Source organism: Sphingomonas phyllosphaerae FA2 (genome assembly GCF_000427645.1).
GTDB lineage: Bacteria > Pseudomonadota > Alphaproteobacteria > Sphingomonadales > Sphingomonadaceae > Sphingomonas > Sphingomonas phyllosphaerae.
Genome location: NZ_KE386571.1, coordinates 1955928 through 1980370 on the forward strand (window position 1 = coordinate 1955928; position 24443 = coordinate 1980370).

The 24443-nt window shown below is 69.1% G+C and carries 23 protein-coding genes, 1 tRNA gene and 1 riboswitch; of the genes, 9 read left to right on the forward strand and 15 right to left on the reverse strand.

The genetic code is table 11. The features are described 5' to 3' along the window. Positions 1–148: 148 nt before the first annotated feature. Complete coding sequence (locus SPHPH_RS0109390; protein ID WP_156025942.1) at positions 149–1120, reverse strand: DUF1176 domain-containing protein; 972 nt, start codon at positions 1118–1120, stop codon at positions 149–151. Further along, positions 1063–2139 (reverse strand): DUF1176 domain-containing protein, encoded by a 1077-nt coding sequence (locus SPHPH_RS0109395; protein WP_238303021.1) that lies wholly within the window; start codon positions 2137–2139, stop codon positions 1063–1065. The genes SPHPH_RS0109390 and SPHPH_RS0109395 overlap by 58 nt, the downstream gene beginning before the upstream one ends. Before the next feature lie 93 nt (positions 2140–2232). Between SPHPH_RS0109395 and SPHPH_RS0109400 the strand changes: the two genes are divergently transcribed. Further along, positions 2233–3102, forward strand: a complete 870-nt coding sequence (locus SPHPH_RS0109400; protein WP_028966469.1) for a 3-hydroxybutyryl-CoA dehydrogenase — start codon at positions 2233–2235, stop codon at positions 3100–3102. A gap of 75 nt (positions 3103–3177) precedes the next feature. Then, positions 3178–4932 (forward strand): histidine kinase famiy protein, encoded by a 1755-nt coding sequence (locus SPHPH_RS0109405; protein WP_028966470.1) that lies wholly within the window; start codon positions 3178–3180, stop codon positions 4930–4932. 272 nt (positions 4933–5204) lie between these two features. On the opposite strand, the gene SPHPH_RS0109410 is transcribed toward SPHPH_RS0109405, so the two are convergent. Further along, entirely contained in the window at positions 5205–7973 is a 2769-nt protein-coding gene (locus tag SPHPH_RS0109410) for a valine--tRNA ligase (RefSeq protein WP_028966471.1), read from the reverse strand. A gap of 145 nt (positions 7974–8118) precedes the next feature. Between SPHPH_RS0109410 and SPHPH_RS0109415 the strand changes: the two genes are divergently transcribed. Further along, entirely contained in the window at positions 8119–8460 is a 342-nt protein-coding gene (locus SPHPH_RS0109415) for a hypothetical protein (RefSeq protein WP_028966472.1), read from the forward strand. A 105-nt stretch (positions 8461–8565) separates the two neighbouring features. Here SPHPH_RS0109415 and SPHPH_RS0109420 read toward each other — a convergent pair whose 3' ends face one another. The 4 genes from SPHPH_RS0109420 to SPHPH_RS0109435 form a co-directional block, all read right to left on the reverse strand. Beyond that, positions 8566–10596, reverse strand: a complete 2031-nt coding sequence (locus SPHPH_RS0109420) for a S9 family peptidase (RefSeq protein ID WP_028966473.1) — start codon at positions 10594–10596, stop codon at positions 8566–8568. A 188-nt stretch (positions 10597–10784) separates the two neighbouring features. After that, complete coding sequence (locus tag SPHPH_RS0109425) at positions 10785–11357, reverse strand: DUF2497 domain-containing protein (RefSeq protein WP_037489418.1); 573 nt, start codon at positions 11355–11357, stop codon at positions 10785–10787. A gap of 57 nt (positions 11358–11414) precedes the next feature. Beyond that, positions 11415–12944, reverse strand: a complete 1530-nt coding sequence (locus SPHPH_RS0109430; RefSeq protein ID WP_051272943.1) for a TolC family outer membrane protein — start codon at positions 12942–12944, stop codon at positions 11415–11417. 11 nt (positions 12945–12955) lie between these two features. Continuing rightward, positions 12956–13630 (reverse strand): protein-L-isoaspartate O-methyltransferase family protein, encoded by a 675-nt coding sequence (locus SPHPH_RS0109435; protein ID WP_028966476.1) that lies wholly within the window; start codon positions 13628–13630, stop codon positions 12956–12958. A gap of 142 nt (positions 13631–13772) precedes the next feature. Here SPHPH_RS0109435 and SPHPH_RS0109440 point away from each other — a divergent pair. Beyond that, positions 13773–13846 (forward strand) — tRNA-Cys (locus SPHPH_RS0109440). A 10-nt stretch (positions 13847–13856) separates the two neighbouring features. Here SPHPH_RS0109440 and SPHPH_RS0109445 read toward each other — a convergent pair. From SPHPH_RS0109445 to SPHPH_RS0109460, 4 genes are all read right to left on the reverse strand, one after another. Further along, on the reverse strand, positions 13857–14633 hold the full coding sequence (locus tag SPHPH_RS0109445) for an ABC transporter ATP-binding protein (protein WP_028966477.1): 777 nt from the start codon (positions 14631–14633) through the stop codon (positions 13857–13859). Next, positions 14630–15592: a FecCD family ABC transporter permease gene (locus SPHPH_RS0109450; protein ID WP_028966478.1), complete on the reverse strand. Its 963-nt coding sequence runs from the start codon at positions 15590–15592 to the stop codon at positions 14630–14632. The genes SPHPH_RS0109445 and SPHPH_RS0109450 overlap by 4 nt, the downstream gene beginning before the upstream one ends. After that, complete coding sequence (locus tag SPHPH_RS0109455) at positions 15589–16392, reverse strand: ABC transporter substrate-binding protein (RefSeq protein WP_028966479.1); 804 nt, start codon at positions 16390–16392, stop codon at positions 15589–15591. The genes SPHPH_RS0109450 and SPHPH_RS0109455 overlap by 4 nt, the downstream gene beginning before the upstream one ends. 111 nt (positions 16393–16503) lie before the next feature. Beyond that, a riboswitch (cobalamin riboswitch) is annotated at positions 16504–16685 on the reverse strand. After that, a complete protein-coding gene (locus SPHPH_RS0109460; RefSeq protein ID WP_028966480.1) occupies positions 16683–17069 on the reverse strand; it encodes a (deoxy)nucleoside triphosphate pyrophosphohydrolase in 387 nt (128 codons plus the stop codon). It overlaps the preceding riboswitch by 3 nt. 45 nt (positions 17070–17114) lie before the next feature. Between SPHPH_RS0109460 and SPHPH_RS20790 the strand changes: the two genes are divergently transcribed. Together SPHPH_RS20790 and SPHPH_RS0109470 are read left to right on the forward strand one after the other, a co-directional pair. After that, positions 17115–17312, forward strand: a complete 198-nt coding sequence (locus tag SPHPH_RS20790) for a Flp family type IVb pilin (RefSeq protein WP_028966481.1) — start codon at positions 17115–17117, stop codon at positions 17310–17312. A gap of 126 nt (positions 17313–17438) precedes the next feature. Continuing rightward, the gene (locus tag SPHPH_RS0109470; protein WP_028966482.1) at positions 17439–17606 is read left to right on the forward strand and encodes a Flp family type IVb pilin; all 168 of its coding nucleotides are present in this window, start codon (positions 17439–17441) and stop codon (positions 17604–17606) included. Between the two features lie 193 nt (positions 17607–17799). Here SPHPH_RS0109470 and SPHPH_RS0109475 read toward each other — a convergent pair whose 3' ends face one another. Genes SPHPH_RS0109475 through SPHPH_RS21415 form a run of 4 tightly spaced genes read right to left on the reverse strand, consistent with a single transcriptional unit; the run spans position 17800 to position 21540 of the window. Continuing rightward, positions 17800–18750 (reverse strand): acetyl-CoA carboxylase carboxyltransferase subunit alpha, encoded by a 951-nt coding sequence (locus SPHPH_RS0109475; RefSeq protein ID WP_028966483.1) that lies wholly within the window; start codon positions 18748–18750, stop codon positions 17800–17802. 9 nt (positions 18751–18759) lie between these two features. Then, positions 18760–19656, reverse strand: a complete 897-nt coding sequence (locus SPHPH_RS0109480; RefSeq protein ID WP_028966484.1) for a tyrosine-type recombinase/integrase — start codon at positions 19654–19656, stop codon at positions 18760–18762. Next, a complete protein-coding gene (locus SPHPH_RS0109485; RefSeq protein WP_028966485.1) occupies positions 19653–21422 on the reverse strand; it encodes a hypothetical protein in 1770 nt (589 codons plus the stop codon). The genes SPHPH_RS0109480 and SPHPH_RS0109485 overlap by 4 nt, the downstream gene beginning before the upstream one ends. Continuing rightward, positions 21403–21540 (reverse strand): hypothetical protein, encoded by a 138-nt coding sequence (locus tag SPHPH_RS21415; RefSeq protein WP_184033684.1) that lies wholly within the window; start codon positions 21538–21540, stop codon positions 21403–21405. The genes SPHPH_RS0109485 and SPHPH_RS21415 overlap by 20 nt, the downstream gene beginning before the upstream one ends. A 99-nt stretch (positions 21541–21639) precedes the next feature. Here SPHPH_RS21415 and SPHPH_RS0109495 point away from each other — a divergent pair, with 99 nt between their 5' ends. The 3 genes from SPHPH_RS0109495 to SPHPH_RS0109505 all read left to right on the forward strand — a co-directional run bounded on the left by SPHPH_RS0109495 (position 21640) and on the right by SPHPH_RS0109505 (position 24332). Further along, positions 21640–22203, forward strand: a complete 564-nt coding sequence (locus SPHPH_RS0109495) for a shikimate kinase (protein WP_081668589.1) — start codon at positions 21640–21642, stop codon at positions 22201–22203. Then, positions 22200–23300, forward strand: coding sequence for a 3-dehydroquinate synthase (gene aroB, locus SPHPH_RS0109500; RefSeq protein WP_028966487.1), 1101 nt, complete (start codon positions 22200–22202; stop codon positions 23298–23300). Before SPHPH_RS0109495 ends, aroB begins: the two co-directional genes overlap by 4 nt. Positions 23301–23507: 207 nt before the next feature. Next, positions 23508–24332 (forward strand): alpha/beta fold hydrolase, encoded by an 825-nt coding sequence (locus SPHPH_RS0109505; RefSeq protein ID WP_028966488.1) that lies wholly within the window; start codon positions 23508–23510, stop codon positions 24330–24332. Positions 24333–24443 lie beyond the last annotated feature (111 nt).

The following is a 24443-nucleotide window of genomic DNA, read 5'->3' on the forward strand; positions in this document are numbered from 1 at the left end:
CTGATCGCACCATGCTACACCCTCGACCAGCGCGCGCAATCCGCCCAGTGGCCGGATCGCCGTTGGTGGGTCGCTTCCTCGACCGTCCTCCCGGACTTGATCCGGCGTCCCGCTTCGTTCTTATGTAACGAAGAAGCGAGGCTCCGGATCAAGTCCGGGGCGACGAAGTCAGGATCCTCCCGTCCTGTTCGCCGCGCACCGTCGCACGATAGGTCGTAACCTCATAGGTCGCACGGCGGCACTCGGCGACGACGCGCTCCTCGGCGAGCCGGAAACGCGCACCGTCCCACACGAACTCGCGCCGCACCCCGCAATCGCGCCCCGGCGTGGCGGGCAGCAGTACCGCGTAGCGATGCCGCCCCGGCTCCCACGCGCCGGCCGCCGGCAGATCGACGGCAGGCTGCGCATCCCCCCTGTCCGGCACGACATAGGGCAACGCGCCCGCCCCGCGACAGGGCGACACCACCTCGAGCAGACTGTGCCCCGCATCCAGCCGATAGCCGCGCGCATAGACCGTCGCGCAGCCCTTCGCCGGCTTGCCGACCAGCTTCTCGAGCTGCTTGCGCGACAGCGTGCGCGGCGGTCGGGCGTCGAGCGGCGGGACGCTGATCTCGGTCGCCGCAGGCGGCACCGCAGCGCCTTCGCGGATCGTCGTCAGCGCCGCGGTCAGTCCACGCAACGACGTTCGCACCCGCACGCGCCCATCCGGCTCCACGAGCGTCAGCGCCCGCCCGCGCCGCAACGCGCCGGCGAGGTTGCCGGTCAACGGCAAAGACAATCCGGCTCCACCACCCGGCGCAACCAATTGCGCGACCGTTCGCCCGTCGATCGCCACGGTCATCCGCACCCCCGCCGCGACCGTGGCGGGGATCGGTACGTCGACCGCCGCCACCGCGCCGTCGCGACGCAGCACCGCCAGCGGATAAGCCTCGGGATCGCCACCGTCGGGCACCTGCGACAAGGCGACGCAGCGCTGGCGATAGTCGCAGAACACGCGCCAGTCGCCCGCGTCGACCGGCGCGATCGCGACCGCGGCCTGCCCCGCCACCAACAGCGCGACGCTCACCCGCGCACCACCCGCGCCCGCCACACCGGCAGGTAATCGGGGTTGCCGCGGCATTCGCCCATCGACCGCTGCTCGGTCAGCCGCAATTGCGCGCCATCCCACACGAAGGACTGCATCACCCCGCAATCGCCGAGCCCGCGCCCTTTGGCATAGCTGCGCAACACGCCGCCATCCACGTCGCCGTTGATGACGCTGTGGACCGGGGTCTGCGAGTCGGCACCCGTTTCCTCAAACCCGGACGGCGCATCGACCCTGGCCGGCGTCGCCTTCCCGTCGCGCACGACGAACAGCGCGTCGATCTCGTTATACGCGCCCGCCGAGCAGGGCAGCAGCACCAGCGTCGCGCCGTCCGCTAATCCATGCGCGCGCGGTTCGGGGTCCGCGAAGGACGGATCGCACTCCGCGGTCCGTCGCATCTTGGCCAGCAACGCGGGGGCAAGCGTCGCCGCCTTGCCCTCGAATGCCACCGCGCGGACGCGGGGGGCGGCGCGTGCCGTCGGCACCGTCACCGACGGCTTGTCACCGCGCGCGACCAGCGCGGTCACCGTTTCCGCGCGCCCCTGTTGCGCGTCGATATAGCGCAACGCCGCCGACGCCCCTGCCGCGGAGATCGTGCCAAGCCGCTTGCCAGCCTTGTCGAGCGCCTCGATCGTCGCGGCATTGGCCAGCGCCCGCGCGATCGCCTCTGCGGCCGTACCGCTCAGCCCCTCGCCAACGACTGCGAAGGCGCGGCCGTCGATCTTCAACGTCGCGGGCGCGGCACCGTCACCCTGCGGCATCGCCAGCGCGATCTCGATCGCACCGTCCGGCCCGGCGGCCCGCGCCACCTGCAGCGTCACCGCCGGGAAATCGGCGTCGGTGCCGAGCGACGCCATCGCACAGCGCGCGACATTGTCGCACGCCACCGTCCAGTCGCGGAACGTCTTCTGCTCGCCCGGCTTGGGCACCGCATGGTCGTCGCTATCGGTAGCCGCAACCGGCTCGGCACGCGCCGTGGCGGTCGGAGTCGGAGTCGCCGTCGGTGGCGCTTGCCGGGGCTGCTGCGAACAGGCGGCCAGCCCGAGCACAGCCACAAACGCCACTCTTTTCATCGCCCTGCCCCCTGTCGCTGGCGCATCATCGCCGCGGCAGGTTAAAGGCGCGCCAACATGAATAGGAGATGGCAGATGCAAGTGGTCGGCGTAATCGGCGCGGGGCAGATGGGCGCGGGGGTCGCGCAGGTGTCCGCCGCGGCGGGCTATCGCGTGTTGCTCAGCGACGTGGACGCGGCGCGCGCCGAGGCGGGCAAGGCGGGAATCGCCAAGCGGCTGGCGCGCGCGGTCGACAAGGGCCAGATCGACGCGGCGGCGCGCGACGCGACGCTGGCGCGGATCGAGCCGGTCGCCGGCGCCAGCGACTTCGCCCCCTGCGATCTGGTGATCGAGGCGGCGACCGAGCGCGAGGAGATCAAGCGCCGGATCTTCGCCGATGTCGGTGCGGTGCTGCGCCCCGACGCGCTGCTCGCCTCGAACACCTCGTCGATTCCGATCACCCGGTTGGCGCAGGCCGCGCCCGACCCCGCGCGCTTCATCGGCGTCCACTTCTTCAATCCGGTTCCGGTAATGGGGCTGATCGAGGTGATCCGCGGGCTCGCCACCGCCGATTCGACCGTCGCCGCGATCGAGCAATTCGCCGAACGGCTCGGCAAGGCGGTGGTGCGCGCGAACGATGCACCCGGCTTCATCGTCAACCGCGTGCTGATGCCGATGCTCAACGAGGCGATCTTCGCGCTTGGCGAGGGCGTCGCGACGATCCGCGACATCGATCTCGCCTGCCAGCTCGGGCTCAATCACCCAATGGGGCCGCTGACGCTTGCCGACTTCATCGGGCTCGACACCTGTCTGGAGATCATCCGCGTGCTGTTCGAAGGCACCGGCGATCCCAAGTTCCGCCCCGCCCCGCTGCTGGTAAAATATGTCGAGGCCGGCTGGTACGGCAAGAAGAGCGGGCGCGGCTTTTACGATTACTCGGGCGCGGAGCCGGTCCCGACCCGCTGAGCGCCATTTCTTACCCCCGATGATCCGGCGCGACCATTCTTGCGCCGGATGGTTGGGCTGCGTAACAGCCGAGGAATGAGCGACAACGTGCAGCCGTCCGACCCGAACCAGCACGACGATGTCGATCCCACCGGGCTTGCCGCGGGTCGCCCCGCCAAGGGGACGATGGACGTCGGCGCCAGCGAACCGATCGAACGGCCCGGGCTGCATCATTGGCGCGAGAGCACCATCACCGACCCGAATCTCCAGGATCGCGGCGGGGTGTTCTTCGCCGCGATCGAGATGACGCGGATGCCGATGCTGCTCACCGATCCGAGCAAGGACGACAATCCGATCGTTTTCGCCAACAAGGCGTTCCTCGACCTCACCGGTTACGAGGAAGACGAGGTGCTGGGACGCAATTGCCGCTTCCTGCAAGGCGCGCAGACCGATCGCAACGCAGTGGCCGAAATGCGCGAGGCGGTGCGCACCCGCTCGTCGGTCGCGCTCGAACTGCTCAACTATCGCCGCGACGGCACGCCGTTCTGGAACGCGGTGTTCATCGGCCCGGTCTATGACACGCAGGGCAAGCTGCAATATTTCTTCGCCAGCCAGCTCGACGTCACCCGCCGCCGCAATTCTGAGCAATCCTACCGGCAGGCGCAGAAGATGGAGTCGATCGGCCAGCTCACCGCCGGGCTCGCGCACGATTTCAACAACCTGCTGCAAGTCGTGAACGGCAATCTGGAGCTGGTCACCCACACCAAGGACCCCGAACGCGTAAAGCGCTATGTCGCGGCCGCGCAATCCGCGGCAGAGCGCGGCGCTAAGCTGACGCGGCAATTGCTCGCCTTTGCGCGCAAGACCCGGCTGGAGCCGCGCCCGCTCAACCTCACGCATCTGGTGTCCGAGTTCAGCGAACTGATCGAAAGCTCGGTCAACAAGCAGGTCGACATTCACCTCAGCCTGCGGCGCGGGTTGCAGCACGTCGTGATCGATCCCGACCAGCTCGAAATGGCGCTGCTCAACATTGTCAACAACGCGCGCGACGCGATGCCGAACGGCGGGCTGGTGACGATTTCGACCCTGCCCCGCCACCTGAACGGCGATGCCGCCGCGCACGATCTGCCCTCCGGCGATTACGTCGTGTTGCAGGTCGAGGACACTGGCGAGGGGATGAGCCCCGAGGTGCTGGAACGCGCCACCGAACCGTTTTTCACCACCAGGGGCACCGGCAAGGGTACCGGGCTGGGGCTGGCGATGGCCAGCGGCTTCGTCCGCCAGTCGGGCGGGCGGCTCGAAATCGAGAGCACGCCCGGCAAGGGCACGCTCGTGCGGATGCTGTTCCCGGTCATGCAGGCGGACCGCAAGCCCGACTCCGAGCAGGTCGAAGACCAGGCCGCGACCAGCGCCCCGCGCGAGGGCGCCGAGCATATCCTCGTCGTCGAGGACAATGACGAAGTGCTGGCGATCGCGCGCGAAATCCTCGAAAGCGCCGGCTATCGCGTCTCCACCGCGATCAGCGCCGAGGCGGGGCTGAAGGTGTTCGACGCGGTCCACCCCAAGGATCGCTTCGACCTGCTGTTCACCGATCTCGTGATGCCGGGCGGCATGAACGGGTTGATGCTCGCCGACGCGATCGTCGAGCGCGACGCCGCGGTCTCGGTGCTGATGACCACCGGCTATAACGAGGAGCTGGTCGTCGGCGGCCCGCGTGCGCGCGCCACCGACGTGCTGAGCAAGCCCTATCGCCGCTCCGAACTGCTCGATCGCGTCCGGCTGGCGCTCAACCGCGGCGGCGAAGGCGGTAAACGCCGCACGCGCTCGGATTTCGGCGCGGTACAGGCGTAAGCCTCGCTCGTATCACCGGTTATTGACCGGCACGCCCTCACCTTCGTCATTGCGAGCGTAGCGAAGCAATCCAGAGCGTCGTGATCCGGCCCTGGATTGCTTCGCTACGCTCGCAATGACGAGATGAGATTTGACGAGCGTCACGTCTGCGTCACGGCGTTCACCAGACGGACTACCCGTCGCCCCGGACTTGATCCGGGGTCCCGCTTCTTCTTGACGAGCCGCGCACAATAGCGGGGCCCCGGGTCAAGCCCGGGGCGACGAACGAACCCTCACCCCAATCGCGCCAGCGCCGCCGCGAACCGCTCCGCATCCGCGCTCTTCTCGGCGTGATCCGCGCGCGCCTTCTCGACCGCTTCGGGCTTGGCGCGCTCGACGAAGCTCGCGTTGCCCAGCCGCCCGGCCAGCGCATCGCGCTCCTTCTCCGCCGCCGCCAGCGACTTTTGCAATCGCTGCCGCTCGGCATCCAGGTCGATCACGCCCTCCAACGCCAGCGCGAACGTTTCCGCGCCCCACAGGATCGGCGCGCGCGCCCCCTGCGCCTCGCCCGCAGTCAGCGTCACCCGCGCCAGCCGCTCGACATAGGGCGCGATTTCCGCCGGCACGCTGCCGGTCCCCATGTGCAGCGCAATCTTCGTCCCCGGCGGCACGTTGAGTTCGGCGCGCGCACCGCGCACCGCCTCGACCAGTTCGATCGCGCGCCCGATCTGCGCGGTGGCCGCCGGATCGAGCGCGCGCGCATCCGCCATCGGCCAGTGCGCGACGATCAGCTCATGCTCCCGCGGGGCGAGCGCGTGCCACAGTTCCTCGGTGATGAACGGCATGAACGGGTGGAGCAGGATCAGGATCTGGTCGAGCACCCAGCCCGCGACCGCCTTCGTCTCGTCGTCGATCGCACCTTTAATCAGTTCGAGATACCAGTCGCAGAACCGGCTCCATACGAACTGGTAGATCGCGTTGGCCGCCGCATCGAAGCGATAGTCGGCCAGCGCGAGGTCGACCGCCTGCACCGTCGCGACCGTCTCGGCGACGATCCACTTGTTGACCGCCAACGCCGCCAGCGGCGGCTCGATCGTCGTCGACCCGCCGATGCCGTTCGCCTGTGCGAAGCGGCTGGCGTTCCACAGCTTGGTCGCGAAGTTGCGATAGCCCTCGACGCGCTTCTCATCCATCTTGATGTCGCGGCCCTGGCTCTCCATCGCCGCCATGAAGAAGCGCAGTGCGTCCGCGCCATAGGCATCGATCAGCCCGAGCGGATCGACGGTATTGCCCTTCGACTTCGACATCTTCGCGCCATCCGCCGCGCGGACGAGGCCGTGCAGGTACAGCGTCTTGAACGGCACATCGCCCATGAACTCGATGCCCTGCATCATCATCCGCGCATCCCAGAAGAACAGGATGTCGAAGCCCGAGATCAGCACGTCATTGGGATAGCGGCCGTGGAGTTGGGGAGCGCGACCGGAAGCCCTCTCCCCTCCGGGAAGAGGGTTTGGGTGAGGGGTCGAGGTCTCACCGAGACCGGCCTCTCCATGAGACACCGGCCCCTCACCCCAACCCTCTCCCCGCAGGGGAGAGGGAGTTGTGGCAGCATCCGGCCAACCCAAGGTCGCGAACGGCCACAGCGCGCTCGAGAACCACGTATCAAGAACGTCCTCGTCCTGCCGAAGCGCGACGCCCTCGCCCGCCTGACGCTGCGCCTCATCGGCACTTTCAGCGACAAAGATGCGGCCATCGTCCGCGAACCAAGCCGGAATCCGATGCCCCCACCACAATTGCCGCGACACGCACCACGGCTGGATGTTCTCCATCCAGTTGAAGAACGTCTTCTCCCACGTCTTCGGCACGATCCTGATCTGGCCCGAGCGCACCGCCTCGATCGCGGGCGTCGCCAGCGTCGCGGCATCGACATACCATTGGTCGGTCAGCCACGGCTCGATCACCACGCCCGAGCGGTCGCCATACGGCGTCTGGATCGTCCGCGCCTCTGCGTCATGCTCGACGCCGTCCTTGTCGACATGCGGGATCAGCACGCCCTCGGCCTTCAGCCGCGCGACGACCGCCTTGCGCGCCTCGGCGGTGGTCAGCCCGAGGAACTCCGCCGGGATCAGCCCATCGGCGGTCTGCACCACCCGCGCCTGCGCATCGAGCATGTTGAGCATGTCGCGCGCCTCGATCCCGGCGCGGCGGCCGACCTCGAAGTCGTTGAAATCATGCCCCGGCGTGATCTTCACCGCGCCCGAGCCGAGCGCCGGATCGGCGTGCTCGTCGGCGACGATCGGGATCAGCCGCCCGGTGATCGGCAACCGCACCTGTTGCCCGACCAGCGCGCGATAACGCTCGTCCTCGGGGTGCACCGCGATCGCCATATCGGCGAGCATCGTCTCGGGCCGCGTCGTCGCGACATCGATATGCCCCGATCCGTCCGCGAGCGGATAGCGCAGGTGCCAGAAGCTGCCGCGCACCTCGCGCGTTTCGACCTCCAGATCGCTGATCGCAGTGCCGAGGCCCGGGTCCCAATTGACCAGCCGCTTGTCGCGGTACAGCAGCCCACGCGCGTGCAGATCGACGAACACCTTCAGCACCGCCTTGCTGAAGCCTTCGTCCATCGTGAACCGCTCGTTCGCCCAGTCCATCGAACAACCGAGCCGGCGCAGCTGGCGCGTGATCTGCCCGCCGCTCTCCGCCTTCCACGCCCACACCTTGTCGACGAACGCCTCGCGCGACAGGTCGGTGCGCTTCTCGCCCGCCGCAGCCATCTGCCGCTCGACCACCATCTGCGTCGCGATGCCCGCGTGATCGGTGCCGACCACCCACAAGGCATCCTTGCCCTTCAGCCGCGCGTGGCGCGTCAGGATGTCCTGCAACGTATTGTCGAGCGCATGGCCGATGTGCAGCGAGCCGGTGACGTTGGGCGGCGGATTGACGATCGTCCACGGCTCGGCGTTGGGTCGGTCGGGGCGGAACAAGCCCTTGTCTTCCCAATGGGCATACCATTTCGATTCGATGGCGGCGGGGTCGAAGGTCTTCGGAAGCTCGGTCATGTCCGTGTCTGTAGCCACAGCTTCCCGCGCTGAGAAGGCCACCGGCCAACACTTGCTTAACCCCCGCGCTTTACCCGACATCCGCGTAACGGGCGGGCGAATTATGGGGCGATTCCAGCATGATCACGATGAGATCCGCGCAGCAATGCAGCGATTTTCCGCGCTGCTGACGCGTGGCCACGATGCGGTGGCGGCGGAAATGCTGCGCGAGCGTGTACTCTTCTCGCACCTGCTGCACCGCCACCGTGCCGACGAAGACGATGAAACCGGGCGGACTCTGCCCGGCGCGCCGCTCGCCGCCGCGCTGGCAGCGGACATGCAAGCGCTGCTCGCCGAATATAGCGCGCACGTCCGCCTATGGCCGCCATCGCGTATCCCCGACGAATGGGCCGATTATACCAAAGCGGTCCTCAAGCTGCAGCAGCGGATGCGGACGCGGCTGGCGTGGGAAGAGCGCGAACTCTTCCCACGCCTCTCCGCGGCTTAGAGTTTGCTCCACTTACGAGGAAGCGGCACCGGCACCCCTTCGTCGCCCCGGACTTGCTCCGGGATGACGGAAAGAGGGCGCACGCTCAATAAACGTTGGTCGATCCTATCGCGCGCCCTTCGTCCAGCGATCCATCCAGCCCAGCACCTCGCGATACCATTGCCGCGAGTTGGCGGGCTTCAGCACCCAATGGTTCTCATTCGGGAACACCACCAGCCGCGACGGAATGTCGCGCCGCTGGAGCGCGGTGAACGCCGCCAGTCCCTGCGTATAGGGAATGCGAAAGTCCTTCTCGCCGGTGATCACCAGTTGCGGGGTCTTCCACTTGTCGACGTAATTGACCGGGTTCCACTTCTCGAACGCCTGCGGGTCTTGGAAATAGGCCTTCCCGCCATGTTCCCATTCGTCGAACCAGAGTTCCTCGGTCTCATAGGCCATCGCGCGCGCATCGAAGACGCCGTCGTGCTGGACGATGCACTTGAAGCGATCGGGCCAGCGCCCCTCGATCCAGTTCATCATATAGCCGCCATAGCTCGCACCGAGCGCGCAGGCATTGTCGCCGTCGAGCCACGCGAATTTGGTGGTCGCGGCGGCAAGCCCCTTTTGCAGATCCTCGAGCGGCCAGCCGCCCCAATTGTTGCGGATCGCGTCGGTGAATGCCTGACCGTAGCCGGTCGAGCCGTGGAAATCGACCGCGACCAGCCCGTAACCCGCACCGGCGAACACCGCGGGGTTCCAGCGGTACGACCAACTGTTGTTGCTTGATCCCTGCGGCCCGCCGTGCACCATAAACGCGACCGGAACCTTGCCCCCGACGCCGTATGGATGCACCGCATAGCCCCAGACGGTGTCTCCGTTCGCACCCTTGAAGCTGAACCGCTCGACCGTCGGCATGTCGATCCCGGCCAGCCGCGCCGCGTTCACCTGCGTCAGCCGCACCATGCTGCGCTGCGGCCCGACGCGATAGAAATCGTCGGGCGCGGTCAGGCTGTTCATCGCCACCACCACGCCCTGCGCGCCGACCGCGACGCCCGAGACATGCCCCTCCCCGGTTAGCCGCGTGACCTGCCCATGCGCGACATCCACCTGAAACAGCGGCGTTTCCTGTGTGTCGTCAGCGGTGACGTACAGTGACCGCGAGTCGGGCGCCCATTGCAGCGAGCCCGGCGAGCGATCCCAGCGCTCGGTCAGCGACACGGTCTGCCCCAACGCCAGATCGCGCACCATCACCACGAAGCGATCCGCCTCATAGCCCGCGCGCCGCATCGCCAGCCACGCCAGCTTGCGCCCGTCGGGGGATACTGCCGGCTGCGTATCGGTGGCCTGATTGGCGGCGGTGAGGTTGGTCGGCGCGGCGCTGGCGTCGGCGGGGACCGAAAAGATGTCGAGATTCGTCGACAGCGGCTCGATCCGGCCCGGCTCGCGCAGCGCGAAGTAGACGGTGCGCCCATCCGGGCTCCAGGTCACTTCCTCCGCGCCGCCGAACGGCTTGGACGGCGTATCCCCCAGCAGCGCCGGCGCAAGCGCCTGCCCGTTGCCGCGCGCGCCCGCGGCGGTCAGCGGCAGTACGAACAACTGCGAGCGATTGCCGTCCGCCCATGTATCCCAATGCCGCACGAACAACTGGTCGTAGGTGCGCCCGCTGCCGGCGTTCGCTGCCTTCTTCTCGGCGGGCAGCTCCAGCGACGGCGCGCCGGGGCGACGATCCGCCCAGATCAGGATACGGTCGCCGGCCGGCGCGACCTTGAACCCGTTGAACCCGCCCTTGAAATCGGTCAGCCGTCGCGGCGTTCCGCCGGTCACCGGCACCGACCAGAGCGCATCGTCGGCGGTAAAATAGACGGTGTTGCCGACCAGCTGCGGATCGTTTTCATCCAGCTGCGGGTCCGCGGCGAGCTTGACCGGCGTCGCGCCCTTGCGCGTCAGGTCGAGCTTCCACAGGTCGTAGCGTCCACGATCGGCGGCCACGTCGGTTTCACGCTGCGCCCAGACCAGCCAGCGCCCGTCCTTCGAGACGGTGGGCGCGCCGACGCGGCTGAGCGTGGTCACGTCGTCGATGGTCAGCTGCCGCGCGATGGCGGGCGCGGCGGTGGTGGCGGCAAGCGCGAACAGAGTCGCGGAGGTCAGCATCTTCATGCGCGCGATGATAAAGCAGAAGGTTGCGGGCGAGACAATCGCGCGGGGCGCGGCGGCTTGACGTAGGTCGACCTCCCCTCTGTTCGTCGCCCCGGACTTGATCCGGGGCCCCGCTTCTTTCCCACTGAGAAAAAGCGGGATCCCGGATCAAGTCCGGGATGACGAAAGTAACTCACACTGGGCGAGTGTCACCCCTGCTTGGTGATCTTGGCGATCTCGCGCGCCACCATCTGCTCGACCAGATGCGGCAGATTCTGATCAAGCCAGTCGCTTAGCATCGGGCGCAGCATCTCGCGCACCAATCCCTCCAGCGTCCCGTCGCTGTCGGGCTCGGGCTTGACGATCAGCTTCGACAGCGCGCCCAGCGCCCCGCGTGTCGCCTGCACCGTCGCCGCGGACACGACCGGCGGCTCGTCCAGCGGCGGCGCGGGCGCAGCGACCGGCGCGGGTGTGGGCGTCGGGGCCGGCGTGCTTGCCACTGGCTCAGGTTCGGGAGCGGGAGCCGGCGTGACGCTTGGGGCTGGCGCAGAGGCGACCGGCGGCGCCACCCGTTCCTCGAACGTCTCGGCGGCGCGCGGCGGCGCGAACGAGGCCGGCGGCGGCGCCACCGGCTCGGGCGCGGCAAGCGGCTCGTTCAGTTCGAGAATCTGGTCGGGGGTCGGCTCGTCCTCGTCGCGCAACGCCGGCGGTGGCGTACGACGCGGCGCGGGCGCCTCACCTTCCTTGATGACCCGCTTGATCGAGGCGAGAATGTCTTCCATCGACGGCTCGCCGCTCAAATCCCCCATCGGGTCAACCTCACAACGCTGCGCCGCACATCACGGGCGTGGTGTGTCGACACCTGTCGTCAATGCAGGCGTCCTGTCAACATTGCTTTCGAGCAGCGGATCGAGCGGACGCGTGACGACGGCGGTCTGCGCAGGGCTGTCGGCGGTGCTGCGCGACACCGGCGCGGCGCGCTGCCCGTCGTCGAAGTCGTTCAGCTTGCCGCGCACCTTGGCGTAATGGATCGTCGGATCGTACAGCGGCCCGCCGTCCAGCCCCAGATCCTCCGCCTCGGCATGGCCCATCGCCGCCAGCAGTGCGAAGCCCGCGACATAGGCGTCGCGTCGCGCCGAAACGAGCGTCACCTGGCTGTTGAGCAATTCCTGTTCGGCGTTGAGGATGTCGAGCACGGTACGCGTGCCGACGCTGTTCTCGGCGCGTACGCCCTCAAGGCTCAGCTTGTTGGCGTTGACCGCCGCCTCGCTCGACGCGATCACCTCCAGCGAGGAGCGCCACACCGCATAGGCCGAGCGTGCGGAGGCGATCACCTGTCGCTCGGTCGCGGTCGCCTGTTCGATCGCCTGCCCGCGCAATTCCTGCGCCTGCCGCACCAGCGCCCCCGGACGCCCGCCCTGATATAGCGGCAGGCTGAGCGTCACGCCCGCGCTGGTGGCATTGCCGGTCTGCACGCTGCCCAGCCCGGCCGCGCTGCCCTGCCCCAAAGAACCGAGGAAGTTGAAGTAATTCTGCCCCAGCGTCGCGCTCACCTGAGGGCGACGATTGGCACGCGCGACGCGAATATCGTAATCGGTCGCATCCCGCACCCGCCGCGCCGCGATCAGGTTCGGATTGTCCTGCATCGCGATATCAACCGCGCCGTCAACCGACGCCGGAAAGGACGGCAGCGCCGGCGGCGCCTCCAGCGTCCCCGGCGGCGACCCGACCAGCCGCACGTAATTCTCGCGACTGGAGATCAGCGTCGCCTGCGCCGATTGGAGCTGCGCGCGCGCCAAGCTCAGCCGCGCCTCGGATTGCGCGACGTCGGTGCGCGTCAGGTCGCCGACCTCGAACCGGTCGCGGCTGGCGCGCAGATTGGTCTCCAGCACGCGGACGTTCTGCGTGTTGAGCCCGACGATCGCCTCGTCGCGGATCACGTTGTTGTAGGCGCTGACCACGTCGGTGAAGGTCGTCGCCTCGGTCCCGCGCAGATTGGCCTGCCCGGCCTCGACGCGCGTCTCCGCCGCCAGCACGCCGTTGCGCACGCGCCCGCCCTGATACAGCGGCACCGTGACGCCCAGTTGCGCATCCAGCCGGCGTTCTGGCGTGGTGAAGCTGTTGCCGCCGCGCAGGAAATTGTCGGTCAGCCCGGTCTGCGCCGATGCGCTCGGCCGTCCCTGCGCCCGCGCGATCGGCACGTTCTCGTCGTTCGCACGCTGCGCCGCACGCTGCGCGTTGAGCGTCGGATTGTCGCGATAGGCGCGCACCAGCGCCTCGCGCAGTGTCTCCGCCGAGGCCGGGATCGCCCCGGCCAGCACCAGCGTAACGGCAACCGATGACAGCAGCGACGGCGAGCGAAGGCGCAACGGCGTGATCCTTAGAAGGTGAAGCTGCGCGGACGCGCGAAGCCGGGAAGCCTGACCGAATCGATATCCGCGAACGGCGCCAGCGCGGTCGCCGCGCCGCGATGCGTCCCCGCCGCGAGCCGGAACACTCCGCGATCGACCAGCCCGCTGACGATCCGCCCGCCATCGACGACCTGCGACGCCAGCGTCGACGGCAGTTCCTCGATCGCGCCATCGACGATCAGCACGTCATACGGCGCGCCGGCCGGAGCCCCGTGCTCCAGCGGCCCCTCGACCAACGTGACGTTCGGGGTCTGCGCCAGCGCCTCGCGCGCATGCGCGGCCAGTTCGGGCAAAGATTCCACCGCGACCACCTCGGCGACCAGCGACGCCAGCACCGCGGCGGTATAGCCCGCCGCCGCACCGATCAGCAGCACGCGGTCGGACGGCTGGAGCCGCGCCTGCACCAGCAATCGCGCGGTGGCGAGCGGCGTATTGAGCGCACGCCCCTGCCCCAGATCGACCGCACGATCGACATAGGCGAGCGCGGCGGCATGCGCGGGCACGAATCGTTCGCGCGGCACCTCGGCCATCGCCGCGACGATGCGCGGATCGTTGACCTGCGTGGTGCGCAACTGGCTGGCGACCATCGCCTGGCGCATCGCGGTGAAATCGTCATTCCGGAGAGCGGGGGCGGAGAGGGTCATGAGCCGTCCTGTGGCATAGCTGTTTTATCGATGCAACACACGTTGCGTCATCGGGCTTGTATCGCGCGCGGAACACACTTTGCAATCGGCGGCTTGACATCATGCCGTCACGCCCGCATCTGCGCGCCCTCACCGGCCTCGAGGCGCGATGGCGGAGTGGTGACGCAGAGGACTGCAAATCCTTGCACCCGGGTTCGATTCCCGGTCGCGCCTCCAGCGGCCCGTGTTACGCGGGCCGCCCGATCGGAACGATGTAGCGCTGCCCGGTGGCGGTGACGCCGGTTTCCACCGTCAGCCCATAGGTTTCGCCGACCAGTGCGGCGGTCAGCACATCTTCGGCCGCTCCGGCCGCGACCACACGCCCATTGCGCAGCAGCACGACGTCGTCGGCGAGCCGTGCGGCAAGGTTCAGGTCGTGGACCACCAGCACCACCCCGCTGCTGCCCGCCGCGACCGCGCGCAGCTGCGCGCCGACCTCAAGCTGGTGCGCGGGGTCGAGGCTGGCGAGCGGCTCGTCGGCGAGCAGCCATGCGGGCTGTCCGGCCAGCACCCGCGCCAGCAGCGCGCGCGCGCGCTCGCCACCCGACAGATGCTCGACTCCGCGCCGCGCAAATGGGGTCATGCCGGTCGCCGCGATTGCCGCGTCGACCGCTGCGCGATCCTCGCTGGTTTCACCCCAGCGCCCGCGCCACGGCAGCCGCCCCAGGGCGACCAGCGTCGCGACGTCGATGTTCCAGTGCACGTCCGCCGACTGCGGCAGGAAGCCGATCCGCCGCGCTCGCGCCTGCGCCGACAATGCCCGCACGTCGACCGAGTCCAGCGACGCCCGCCCCGCGGCGGGCGCGTGCAGCCCGGCGAGGCACGCCAGCAGACTGCTCTTACCCGCACCGTTCGGCCCGAGCAGCGCGGTCACACGCCCGCCCGCAAACGCTGCGTCGATCGATTGAAGGACGGTCTTGCCGCCCAGCGTGAGCGAAACGCCCTCTGCTACCAGCACGCTCATGCCAGCCGCCGCCGCATCGCAATCAGCAGGTAGAGGAAGAACGGCCCGCCCAGCATCGACATTGCGATCCCGAGTCGAAGTTCGCTGACCGTCGGCGCCAGCCGCACGAGGCTGTCGGCCAGCGTCAGTAGCAACGCCCCTCCCAGCGCTGCCGGCAGCAAGGTCGCGGACGGCCGATGCCCCGCGAACGGGCGAACGAGGTGCGGCACGATCAACCCGACGAAGCCGATCACCCCCGCCGCCGCCACCGACGCGCCGACCGTCAACGCCACTCCGACGATCACCGCCAGTTGCAGCCGCCGTGGATCGACTCCCATCGATCGCGCCGCTTGTTCGCCGAGCGTCAGCGCGTCTAGCGACCGCGCGGTCCGCGCCAGCACGGCCATCCCGATCGCGATCAGCGGCCCCGACACCATCACCTCGTTCCAGCTCCGGTCGGTCAGCGCGCCCATCAGCCACGTCATGATCTCCGACGCCGCAAATGGCGTCGGCGCGAGGCTGAGCGCCAGCGCGGTCATCGAGCCGGTGATGCTGGTCAAGATCATCCCCGCCAACGTGAACAGGATCAGGCTGCCGGACCGCCCCGCGATCAGCGCCAGCGCCGCCATCGTGACCGCGGCGCCCGCCAGCGCAAAGCCCGGCAACAGCCACGTCTGCGCCGCGTACCCGAAATACAGCGAGCATACCGCGCCGAACGCCGCGCCCGACGATACGCCGAACAGCCCGGGGTCGGCGAGCGGGTTGCGCAGATAGCCCTGCATGGTCGCCCCCGACATCCCCAGCGCCGCGCCGACGGCGAGTGCGAGGATCGTGCGCGGCAGCCGCAGCTCGACGATGATGATCGAGCGCGGGTCGGCGGCGGTCCAGGCGTCCAGCGGCACCCACACCTTCCCCGCCGCGACCGACAGCGCGGCGGCAAGCAGCACGCCCAGCGCCAGCAGCATGGTCACGCGCGTCATCGTGCGGCCACCTGCGCGCGCACCGCCCGCAACCGTGCCATCCCGGCGATGATCGTCGGCCCGCCGCAATTCATCAGCCGCCCCGCAAATGGCGCGATCGTCACGCGCGCGCCGAGCCGGCGCAACGCGCGGTGCCGCTCCATCCGCTCCCCCGCCCCTTGCGCGGCGGCGACCGACAGCACGACTCGCGGGGGATCGGCGAGCAGATATTCCAGCGGCAACACGTCCCAGCGCTTCAGGCCATAGCCGGCGCTGACGTTGCGGAAACCGGCGCGGCGCAGCATCTCGTCGGGCAGCGTCCCCGCCCCCGGCACCAGCCCGCCCGGCCCGAAGATCACCGCCGAGACTGGCGGCACCGTATCGGCGCGCGCCGCGCGGTCGATTCGCCCGGCCAGCACAGCGCCGCGCGCCCGATGGCCAATCGCGTCCGCAAGATCGCGCACCTGCTGCGCGCTCTCCGCGATCGAGTCGGGCAGCGCAAATTGACGCAGCCGGATGTGCATCCGCGTCAGCGCGGCGGCGGTGGCTGGCGCGACGTGCCCACTCGCCACCACCAGATCGGGGCGCAGCGCCACCACTTCCTCGGCGGTGCCCGACGTCGCCGGGAAGCGCCGCGCCCAGGCCAGCGAAACGGACGTGGCGCGCGGATCGTGCGAATAATGGCTGACCGCGGCGATCTGCGCCGGATCGGCGACCTGCATCAGCATCGCGTCCAGACACGGGTTGATCGACACCACGCGCGGCGGACGCGGCGGCGCCGCTCCGATCAACACCGACACGGCAAGCACGGCCGTCGCCACACGGACGCCCCGAGAATATCTGTCGCTCAATCCGTCATCCCCACGCCGACCCGACCCAATCGTCGTCGCGCGGGAAAAATTCCCGATCGCCCGGCACACCCCGTCCGCGCGAAGGACAACCACGATCGGGCAGGTCTCCTGGCTCCCGGGTCGTCGCCGTTCGCCCGGCCTTCCCGGATCGCGGACGATCCAGTGGCACACGCGGGGGCGAGCGGCTCGCCGGTCACAGTTGCGGGGGCAGCTCCGGATCGTCGCCTACCGGATTCCCTCACCTGATCGCATGGTCGGGCCTAGCCGTCCGCCAGGGCGCGGGCAAGCGCCGCCAGCAGCGGCACGTCGACCGGCGGCATCGGCAGCCGCGCCAGCGCCGCCGGTGTGTCCCAGCACAAGGCTTCTGCCGCCAGCGCGCGCGGCGTGCCGCGCCACGCGGCACATCGATAGAGCAGCATCGTCACCGGCATGTCGGTGGCGAAGCCCACCGGCACCAGCGCCTCGCCCGCAACCCGGATCGCCAGTTCCTCGTCCAGCTCACGCACCAGCGCCGCGGCGGGATGCTCGCCGGGCTCGACCTTGCCGCCGGGAAATTCCCACAGCCCGCCATGCCGCTTGTCGTGCGGACGTTGCTGCATCAAACAGCGCCCGGCGTCGTCGATCAGGGCCGCGGCCACCACCAGCATCGCGCTTCGATCCTTCTTTAACCGGTCGCCGCTATCCTGCCCCTCATGCCACGTCCATCCACCCGCTCGCGCTCGGCCCCGCTTTACGCGCTCGTGCGGCAGACGCGCGGCGCGACGGCGGTCGAATACGGGCTGATCGTCGCCATGATCGCGCTCACGGCCATTGGTGGCATGTCGGCGGTCGGCCAACCGGTGACCGGCCTGTTCGGGTCAATCGACGCCTATCTCCAGAACACCCGCTAAGGTGCTGAACGAAAACACACGTTAGCACTTAAGCGTTTATCAACCCTGCCCTTCTAAAACCACTCTTGATGGACCTGAACGGGACGTCGGCGGGTACAGAAATTTGGGTTCCTAGTGGAGATCAACATGCAGAAGATTCGCTCGTTCCTGAAGAACAGCAAGGGCGCGACCGCGATCGAATACGGCCTCATCGCTGCGCTGATCGCAGTGGCCGCGATCGCGGCGATGAAGGGTATCGGCACGCAGCTGAACACCACCTTCACCAACGTTCAGACGAAGATGGCTAACCCGTAACAGGGTCAGACCGGCGTTGACCGGCGAGGCGGCGGAACATTGGTTCCGCCGCCTTTTTCTATTGCTCGTCAAGCGATCAGGCTAACACTTGCATCACGGCGGCCGTGATGAGGTAACCTTGTCCCGCACCGGAACGGCGGGGATGCTTTACTACACCCGCAAGGACGGCAACGACTCGGCCGACGAAGACCGACTAACCGACCCGCCCCATCTTCAGGAACTTCGCACGACGATCCTGTCGCAGCGCGTCAGGCGTCAGCGGCGCCAGATCGCGCAGCATCCGCTCGACGCAATCACCCAGCGCGCGGATTGCGCCATCGCGGTCGCGGTGCGCGCCGCCCAGCGGCTCGGGAACGATCGCGTCGATCACGCCCAGCGCCTTCAGGTCCTGCGCCGTCACCTTCATCGCCTCGGCAGCGTCCGGCGCCTTGTCGGCGGTGCGCCACAGGATTGAGGCGCAGCCCTCGGGCGAAATCACCGAATAGACCGCATGCTCGAACATCAGCACGCGATTGCCGCTCGCCAGCGCGATCGCGCCGCCCGAGCCGCCCTCGCCGACCACCGCCGCCACCATCGGCACGCCAAGCGCGAGGCACGCCTCGGTCGAGCGCGCGATCGCCTCAGCCTGCCCGCGCTCCTCGGCCTGGATGCCCGGGAACGCGCCCGAGGTGTCGACCAGCGTCACCACCGGCAGCCCGAAGCGATCGGCCATCTCCAGCAAGCGGATCGCCTTGCGATAGCCCTCCGGCTTGCCCATCCCGAAATTGTGGCGCAGCCGGCTGGCGGTATCGTCGCCCTTCTCATGGCCCAGCACCATCACGCGTTGCCCGCGGAAGGTCGCGAAGCCACCGAGGATCGCCTGATCGTCACCGAACGCCCGGTCGCCCGCCAGCGGCACGAACTCGTCGAACAATCCGGCGACATAGTGCTTGAAGTGCGGCCGCTCGGGGTGGCGCGCGACCTGCGTCTTCTGCCACGGCGACAGCTTGCCGAACGTGTCCTTCAGCAGCTTGTCCGACTTCGCCTGCAGCTTGGCGATCTCGGCGGAAATGTCGATGGTGCCCTCGGCGCCGGTCTCGCGCAGTTCGTCGATACGCGCCTGCAGCTCGGCGATGGGCTTCTCGAAGTCGAGGAAAATACGCATCGGGCGCAGCTAGGCGCGCTTTCGCAACGCGTCAACGAGCGGGTGACGCTCGTTGACCAGCTCGACCAGCCGGCTGCTGTCGACATGGGTATAGATTTCGGTGGTCGCGATATCGGCATGGCCGAGCATCGTCTGCAGCGCGCGCAGGTCTGCGCCGCCCTCCAGCAGGTGCGTCGCAAAGGCGTGGCGCAGCACGTGCGGGCTGATCCTCTCGGGCGCGATCCCGGCCTCGGCGGCGAGCGTGCGCACCAGCTGGAACAGCCGCACGCGCGAGATATGTGTCGCCCCCGAGGGGAACAGGAACGCGCGGTCGGTCGCGACATGCGCGCGCCACGCCGCCACCGCCGCACGCGCGCGATCCGAGATCGGCACCAGCCGCTCGCGCCCGCCCTTGCCCTTCAGGATCAGGAACGGCCGGTCGGGATGGATCGCGCCGCGCGGCAACGACACCAGCTCGGTCGCACGCAGCCCCGATCCGTAGAGCAATTCGAACAGCGCCGACAGCCGCAGGTCGGTCGGGATCACCGGATCACGCGCCAGCCGCGTGTCGATTGCGGCGAACAGCCGGTCGACGTCGCCGTGATCGAGCGTGCGCGGCAGCCGCCGCTGAGTCCCGGGTCGCGGTAACGAAGGCGAAGGATCGTCGGCGCGATCACCCTCGTCGATCAGGAACCCGAAGAAGCGTCGCAGCGCCGCCGCCTTGCGGGCCACCGTCGCATTGGAAAGCTCCGTCCAGCCATCCGCCAGCCGCTCCAGCGCCGCGCCGTCCGCCACCGCCAGCCCGCCATCGAGCGCCGCAGACGCCAGCATCAGATCGCGGCGATACGCGGCCAGCGTATTCTGCGCCGCCCCCGCCTGCGCCGCCATCATCTCCAGAAAGCGATCGATCGCGCCGGCGTCGCTCACAGCCGCGCGATCGCCTCCGCCGCGATCATCCGCGCCTCGCCGTCCAGTCCGACCGCGCGCAGCGCCCGGACGATGTGGAACAGGGCCGCGGGCGGGACATGCGCCCAGCCGTCGGCCTGCATCCCGACCGCTGCCAGCAGCAACACCGTCCCCGCCTGCCCCTCGCCCGCGGCGCGTTCCAGCGCGCTGGTCCAGGCGTTGCGTTGCGCCACCGGCACCGCCAGCTTGCCCGACAGGTCGTCGACCGCCGCCGCGGGCAGCCGCCCCAGCCCCGCCATGCCCGCAAACAACAACTGGCGCTTCCGCTCGGCCAGCCCGCCCTTCGGCGCATAATCGGTGATCGTCGATGCGGACAATTGCGTGATCGCATCCGGGTCGGCGAGCAGCAGCATCGCCCAGCCGTCGCTGCCGACCGGCACCGCACCCTGCCAGCGCTGCGCGGTGCGATCCAGCCCGGCGGACAGCATCGACGCGATCAGCCGATCGGCCTGCGCCTCGTTGGCGGCGGCGGGCAGCCGCGCGGCGGCACGCGCGGTCAGCACCAGCCGGGCATAGCGGGTTTCGGGTGTCTCCGCCGCGTCCCACAGCTTGACCATCGCCGCGATCCGCGTCGCGCGATCGTTGCCGACATAGGCGTCGCGCAGCGTCGCGGCGGCGTTAGACAGCGCGGCGGGCGCATCACTACCCTCCGCGATCGCCGCATAGAGATCGACCACCGCCGCGCTCGACAGCACGCCCAGCGCAGCCGCGCGATCCGCAGCCGCCGCGCGATCCACCAGCGGAGTCGCCGGGGCCAGCGCCTGCCAGCCGCGCACCTGCGGGCCGACCGTGCCGTACAGCTCGTCGGGCACCGCGACCCCGGTCGCGGTCGCCAGCCCGAACCGCCACGCCGTCAGCTGCACCACCGGCGCCCATTCGATCGTCACCGCCTGTCGGCTGTTGAGCCCCGCGCCCATCACCTTTTGCGCCAGTGCCAGATCGATCCCGCTGGCGACGCGGCGGCGGCGAATATCGGCGATCAGCGGTTGCGTTCGCGCCGCCCCGGTCAGTCCGGCGCACATCGCGCGCGCAACGATCCACGCCCGCTCGCTATCGCCCGCGCTCGCCGCCAGCGGACACAGCCCGGCCGGATCGCCGGTCGCGAGCGCGGCCTGCATCCACACCTCACGCAGCTTCGGCGTGACCCGGTCGCTATCGACCGACTGCGCGACCGCGCGTGCCGACACCGATTCGCCCATCCGCAGCAACAACCACGCGCGTTCGGCGGCAAAGTCGGCACCGTTGACGCGCGACGGCGTGTCGATCTTCGCCACCAGCAGCCGCCGCAGGCCGATCGACAGCCACCGCGACGGCAATGGCGCCGACAGATAGCGCATCAGCCGCTCGACATAGCGGCCATCCGCGCTCCCGAACGCCTCACCCACGAAGCCCTGATCGGCCCCGACCGCCGTCAGCGAGCGCCGCGCGAACGCCGGCAACACATAGCGCGGCGTCGCGACCGGCGTCGGGCTCGCGGTCGGCGACGGGAACGGCAAGGGCGGCAGCGGCGGCAACGAGCCGGCCGGGGTCGTCGCCTGCACGCGCGGCGCATTGGCCGGTGCGGTCGCAGCCGGGCTCGGTTGCGCGGCGGGCGGCTGCGCAGGCGCGGCCTCGCCGAAGCCGGGCGGCAACAGCGATTCGGGGCGGTCCTGCGCGATCGCCGCCGCCGCAAGGCCGAGCGCCGCGACGCCGGCCAGCGCGGCGCGTTTAGCCGGCGAGATTGCCAAGCTCGACCGCCTTCTCGACACGCGTGACCGGCTGCTCGGTCGCACGGCCCGCAAAGAAGAACAGCGCGCCGACCACGATCACCAGCAGCACGACGACGGAGACAATCAACCGGGTCATGTAATTCCCAACCTGCACACGCGACCTGTCACTTGCGCCCCGGCGGGCTGCGTGCCTGCTGTTGCCGGGGACGGAACGCGCTGTATAGCCGCAGGGACGATGTTGCAAAGCCCGCCCGTCCCGTCCCGCCGCCCGTCGCGCCGTCCGCCCCGCTGGACCGGCCGTCCGATCGTGCTTGTCGGGCTGATGGGCGCGGGCAAATCGACGGTCGGACGGCGACTGGCGCTGCGGCTCGCGCTGCCGTTCGTCGATGCTGATACCGAGATCGAGGCGGCGGCAGGCATGTCGATCCCCGATATCTTCGCGCAATATGGTGAAGCCTATTTTCGCGACGGCGAACGCCGCGTGATCCAGCGACTGATAGACGGCCGGCCCAAGGTGATCGCGACCGGCGGCGGGGCATTCGTCAACGACGAGACGCGCGCGCTGATCCTCTCCGATGCGCTCGCGATCTGGCTCGACGCACCGGTCGAGGTGCTTGCCGAGCGGGTCAAGCGACGCGACACCCGCCCGCTGCTGCGCGGCAAGGACCCCGCGACCGTGCTGCGCGAGCTGGCCGCGGTCCGTAACCCGCTCTACGCGCTGGCGCATCTCCGCATCCCCAGCGCCAATACCCCGCACGACATGACGGTGCGCGCGATCATGGAGGCCCTGAGCAAATGACGACCGTGACCGTGGCGCTCGGCGACCGCAGCTATGACGTGCGGATCGAACCAGGGCTGTTGTCGCGCGCGGGCGAGGCGCTCGCGCCAATCGTCGGCACGCGCCCGGTGGTGATCGTCGCCGACGCCAATGTCGTCGCGCATCTCGCCACGCTCACCGCCGCGCTCGACGCCGCGGGCCTTGGTTACGCCGAGATCGTCCTCCCCTCGGGCGAAGGCTCGAAGAGCTGGGCGACGCTCGAACGGCTCACCGACGAGCTGCTCGCGCTCGGCGTCGAGCGCGGCGATCATGTCGTGGCGCTGGGCGGCGGGGTGATCGGCGATCTGGTCGGCTTCGCCACCGCGATCCTCAAGCGCGGCTGCGGCTTCGTGCAGATTCCCACCACGTTGTTGTCGCAGGTCGACTCGTCGGTCGGGGGCAAGACCGGGATCAACGCGCGCGCCGGCAAGAACCTGATCGGCGCCTTCCACCAGCCGAAGATCGTCCTCATCGACCCCGACGTGCTCGATACCCTGCCCGCACGGCAGGTCCGCGCCGGCTATGCCGAGGTCGTCAAATATGGGCTGATAGACGACGCTGGCTTCTTCGCCTGGTGCGAGACGAATGGCGCGAAGCTGCTCGCCGGTGACCCAGACGCGCGTGTCCACGCGATCGCCCACGCGGTGGCCGCGAAGGCGCGGATCGTCGGCGAGGACGAGTTCGAAACGACCGGCCGCCGTGCGCTGCTCAACCTCGGCCACACCTTCGGCCATGCGCTGGAGGCGGAGGCGGGCTTCTCCGACCGACTGCTGCACGGCGAGGCAGTCGCAGCGGGCTGCGGGCTAGCCTTCGCCTTCTCCGCCGCGACCGGGCGATGCTCGGCCGACGATTCCGCGCGCGTCGCCGCGCACTGGCGCGACAGCGGGCTTCCCGATGGCCTCGCCGCCTCCGGCATCACCGCCCCGCCCGCCCGGCTGGTCGAGCATATGCGCCACGACAAGAAGATGGCGGCCGGTACACTGCCGTTCCTGCTCGCGCACGGCATCGGCCAGACCTATCTCGACAAGACGGTGGCGCTGAATGAGGTCGAGGCGTTCCTCGGCGAACCGGAGCGTTAAGTCCTCTCCCGTCATTTCCGCGACACCACCTACCCGTCATTCCCGCGAAGGCGGGAATCCAGACGCGCAGGTTTTCGCAGGAGGCGCAACGTCAGAGGTTCTGGATTCCCGCCTTCGCGGGAATGACGGAGTGAGCGCCCACCACTAACGAGCGGCGGAACGCCCGTCCCAAACGCCCGTTACGACTGCTCTGCCAAGGAGAGCCACATGCCATATGTGAAGACGCGCGACGGGACCGACATCTACGTCAAGGATTGGGGTGAGGGGCGCCCGGTCGTTCTGATCCACGGCTGGCCGCTGTCCTCCGATAGCTGGGACCCGCAGATCAAGGCGCTCGCCGATGCCGGCTTCCGCGCCATCGCCTACGACCGCCGCGGCTTCGGCCGCTCGGGCCAGCCATGGTCGGGCTATAATTACGACACGCTCACCGACGACCTGCACGACGTGCTGGAAGCCGCCGGCGCGACGCAGGACGTCACGCTCGTCGGCTTCTCGATGGGCGGTGGCGAGGTTGCGCGCTACCAGAGCCGCTACGACGGCAAGGGCGTGATCTCCGCGGCGCTGATCAGCTCGGTCGTGCCGTACATGCTAAAGACCGACGACAATCCCGACGGTGTGCCGGAAGAAACGCTGCAACAGATTGCCAACGGCATCCTCAAGGATCGGCCGAACTTCTTCCGCACCTTCTTCAAGGATTTCTTCGGCGTCGGCTATGTCACCAGCCCGGTCAGCGAGGCGACGCTCGACTGGGCGTGGCGGCTGGCGATGCAGGCCGGGCTGCAACCGACGCTGAAATGCGCCGAAAGCTTCGGCCACACCGATTTCCGCCCCGATCTGCCCGCGTTCCGCGTGCCGACGCTGGTGCTGCACGGCACCGCCGACCAGACGGTGCCGATCGACGCCAGCGGCCGCGCCGCGGCGGCGGGGATCGCGAACGCGCAACTGGTCGAATATGACGGCGCGCCGCACGGGCTGTTCGCGACCGAAGGCGAACGGCTGACCGAGGACCTGCTCACCTTCCTCGGGCGCTGACCCATCATCCCGGGCGCGACCCGGTATCCCGCTTCTCCTGCCGGTAGCAAGCGGGGTCCCGGATCAAGTCCGGGACGACACCCTCGCGTCATTGCGAGCGTAGCGAAGCAA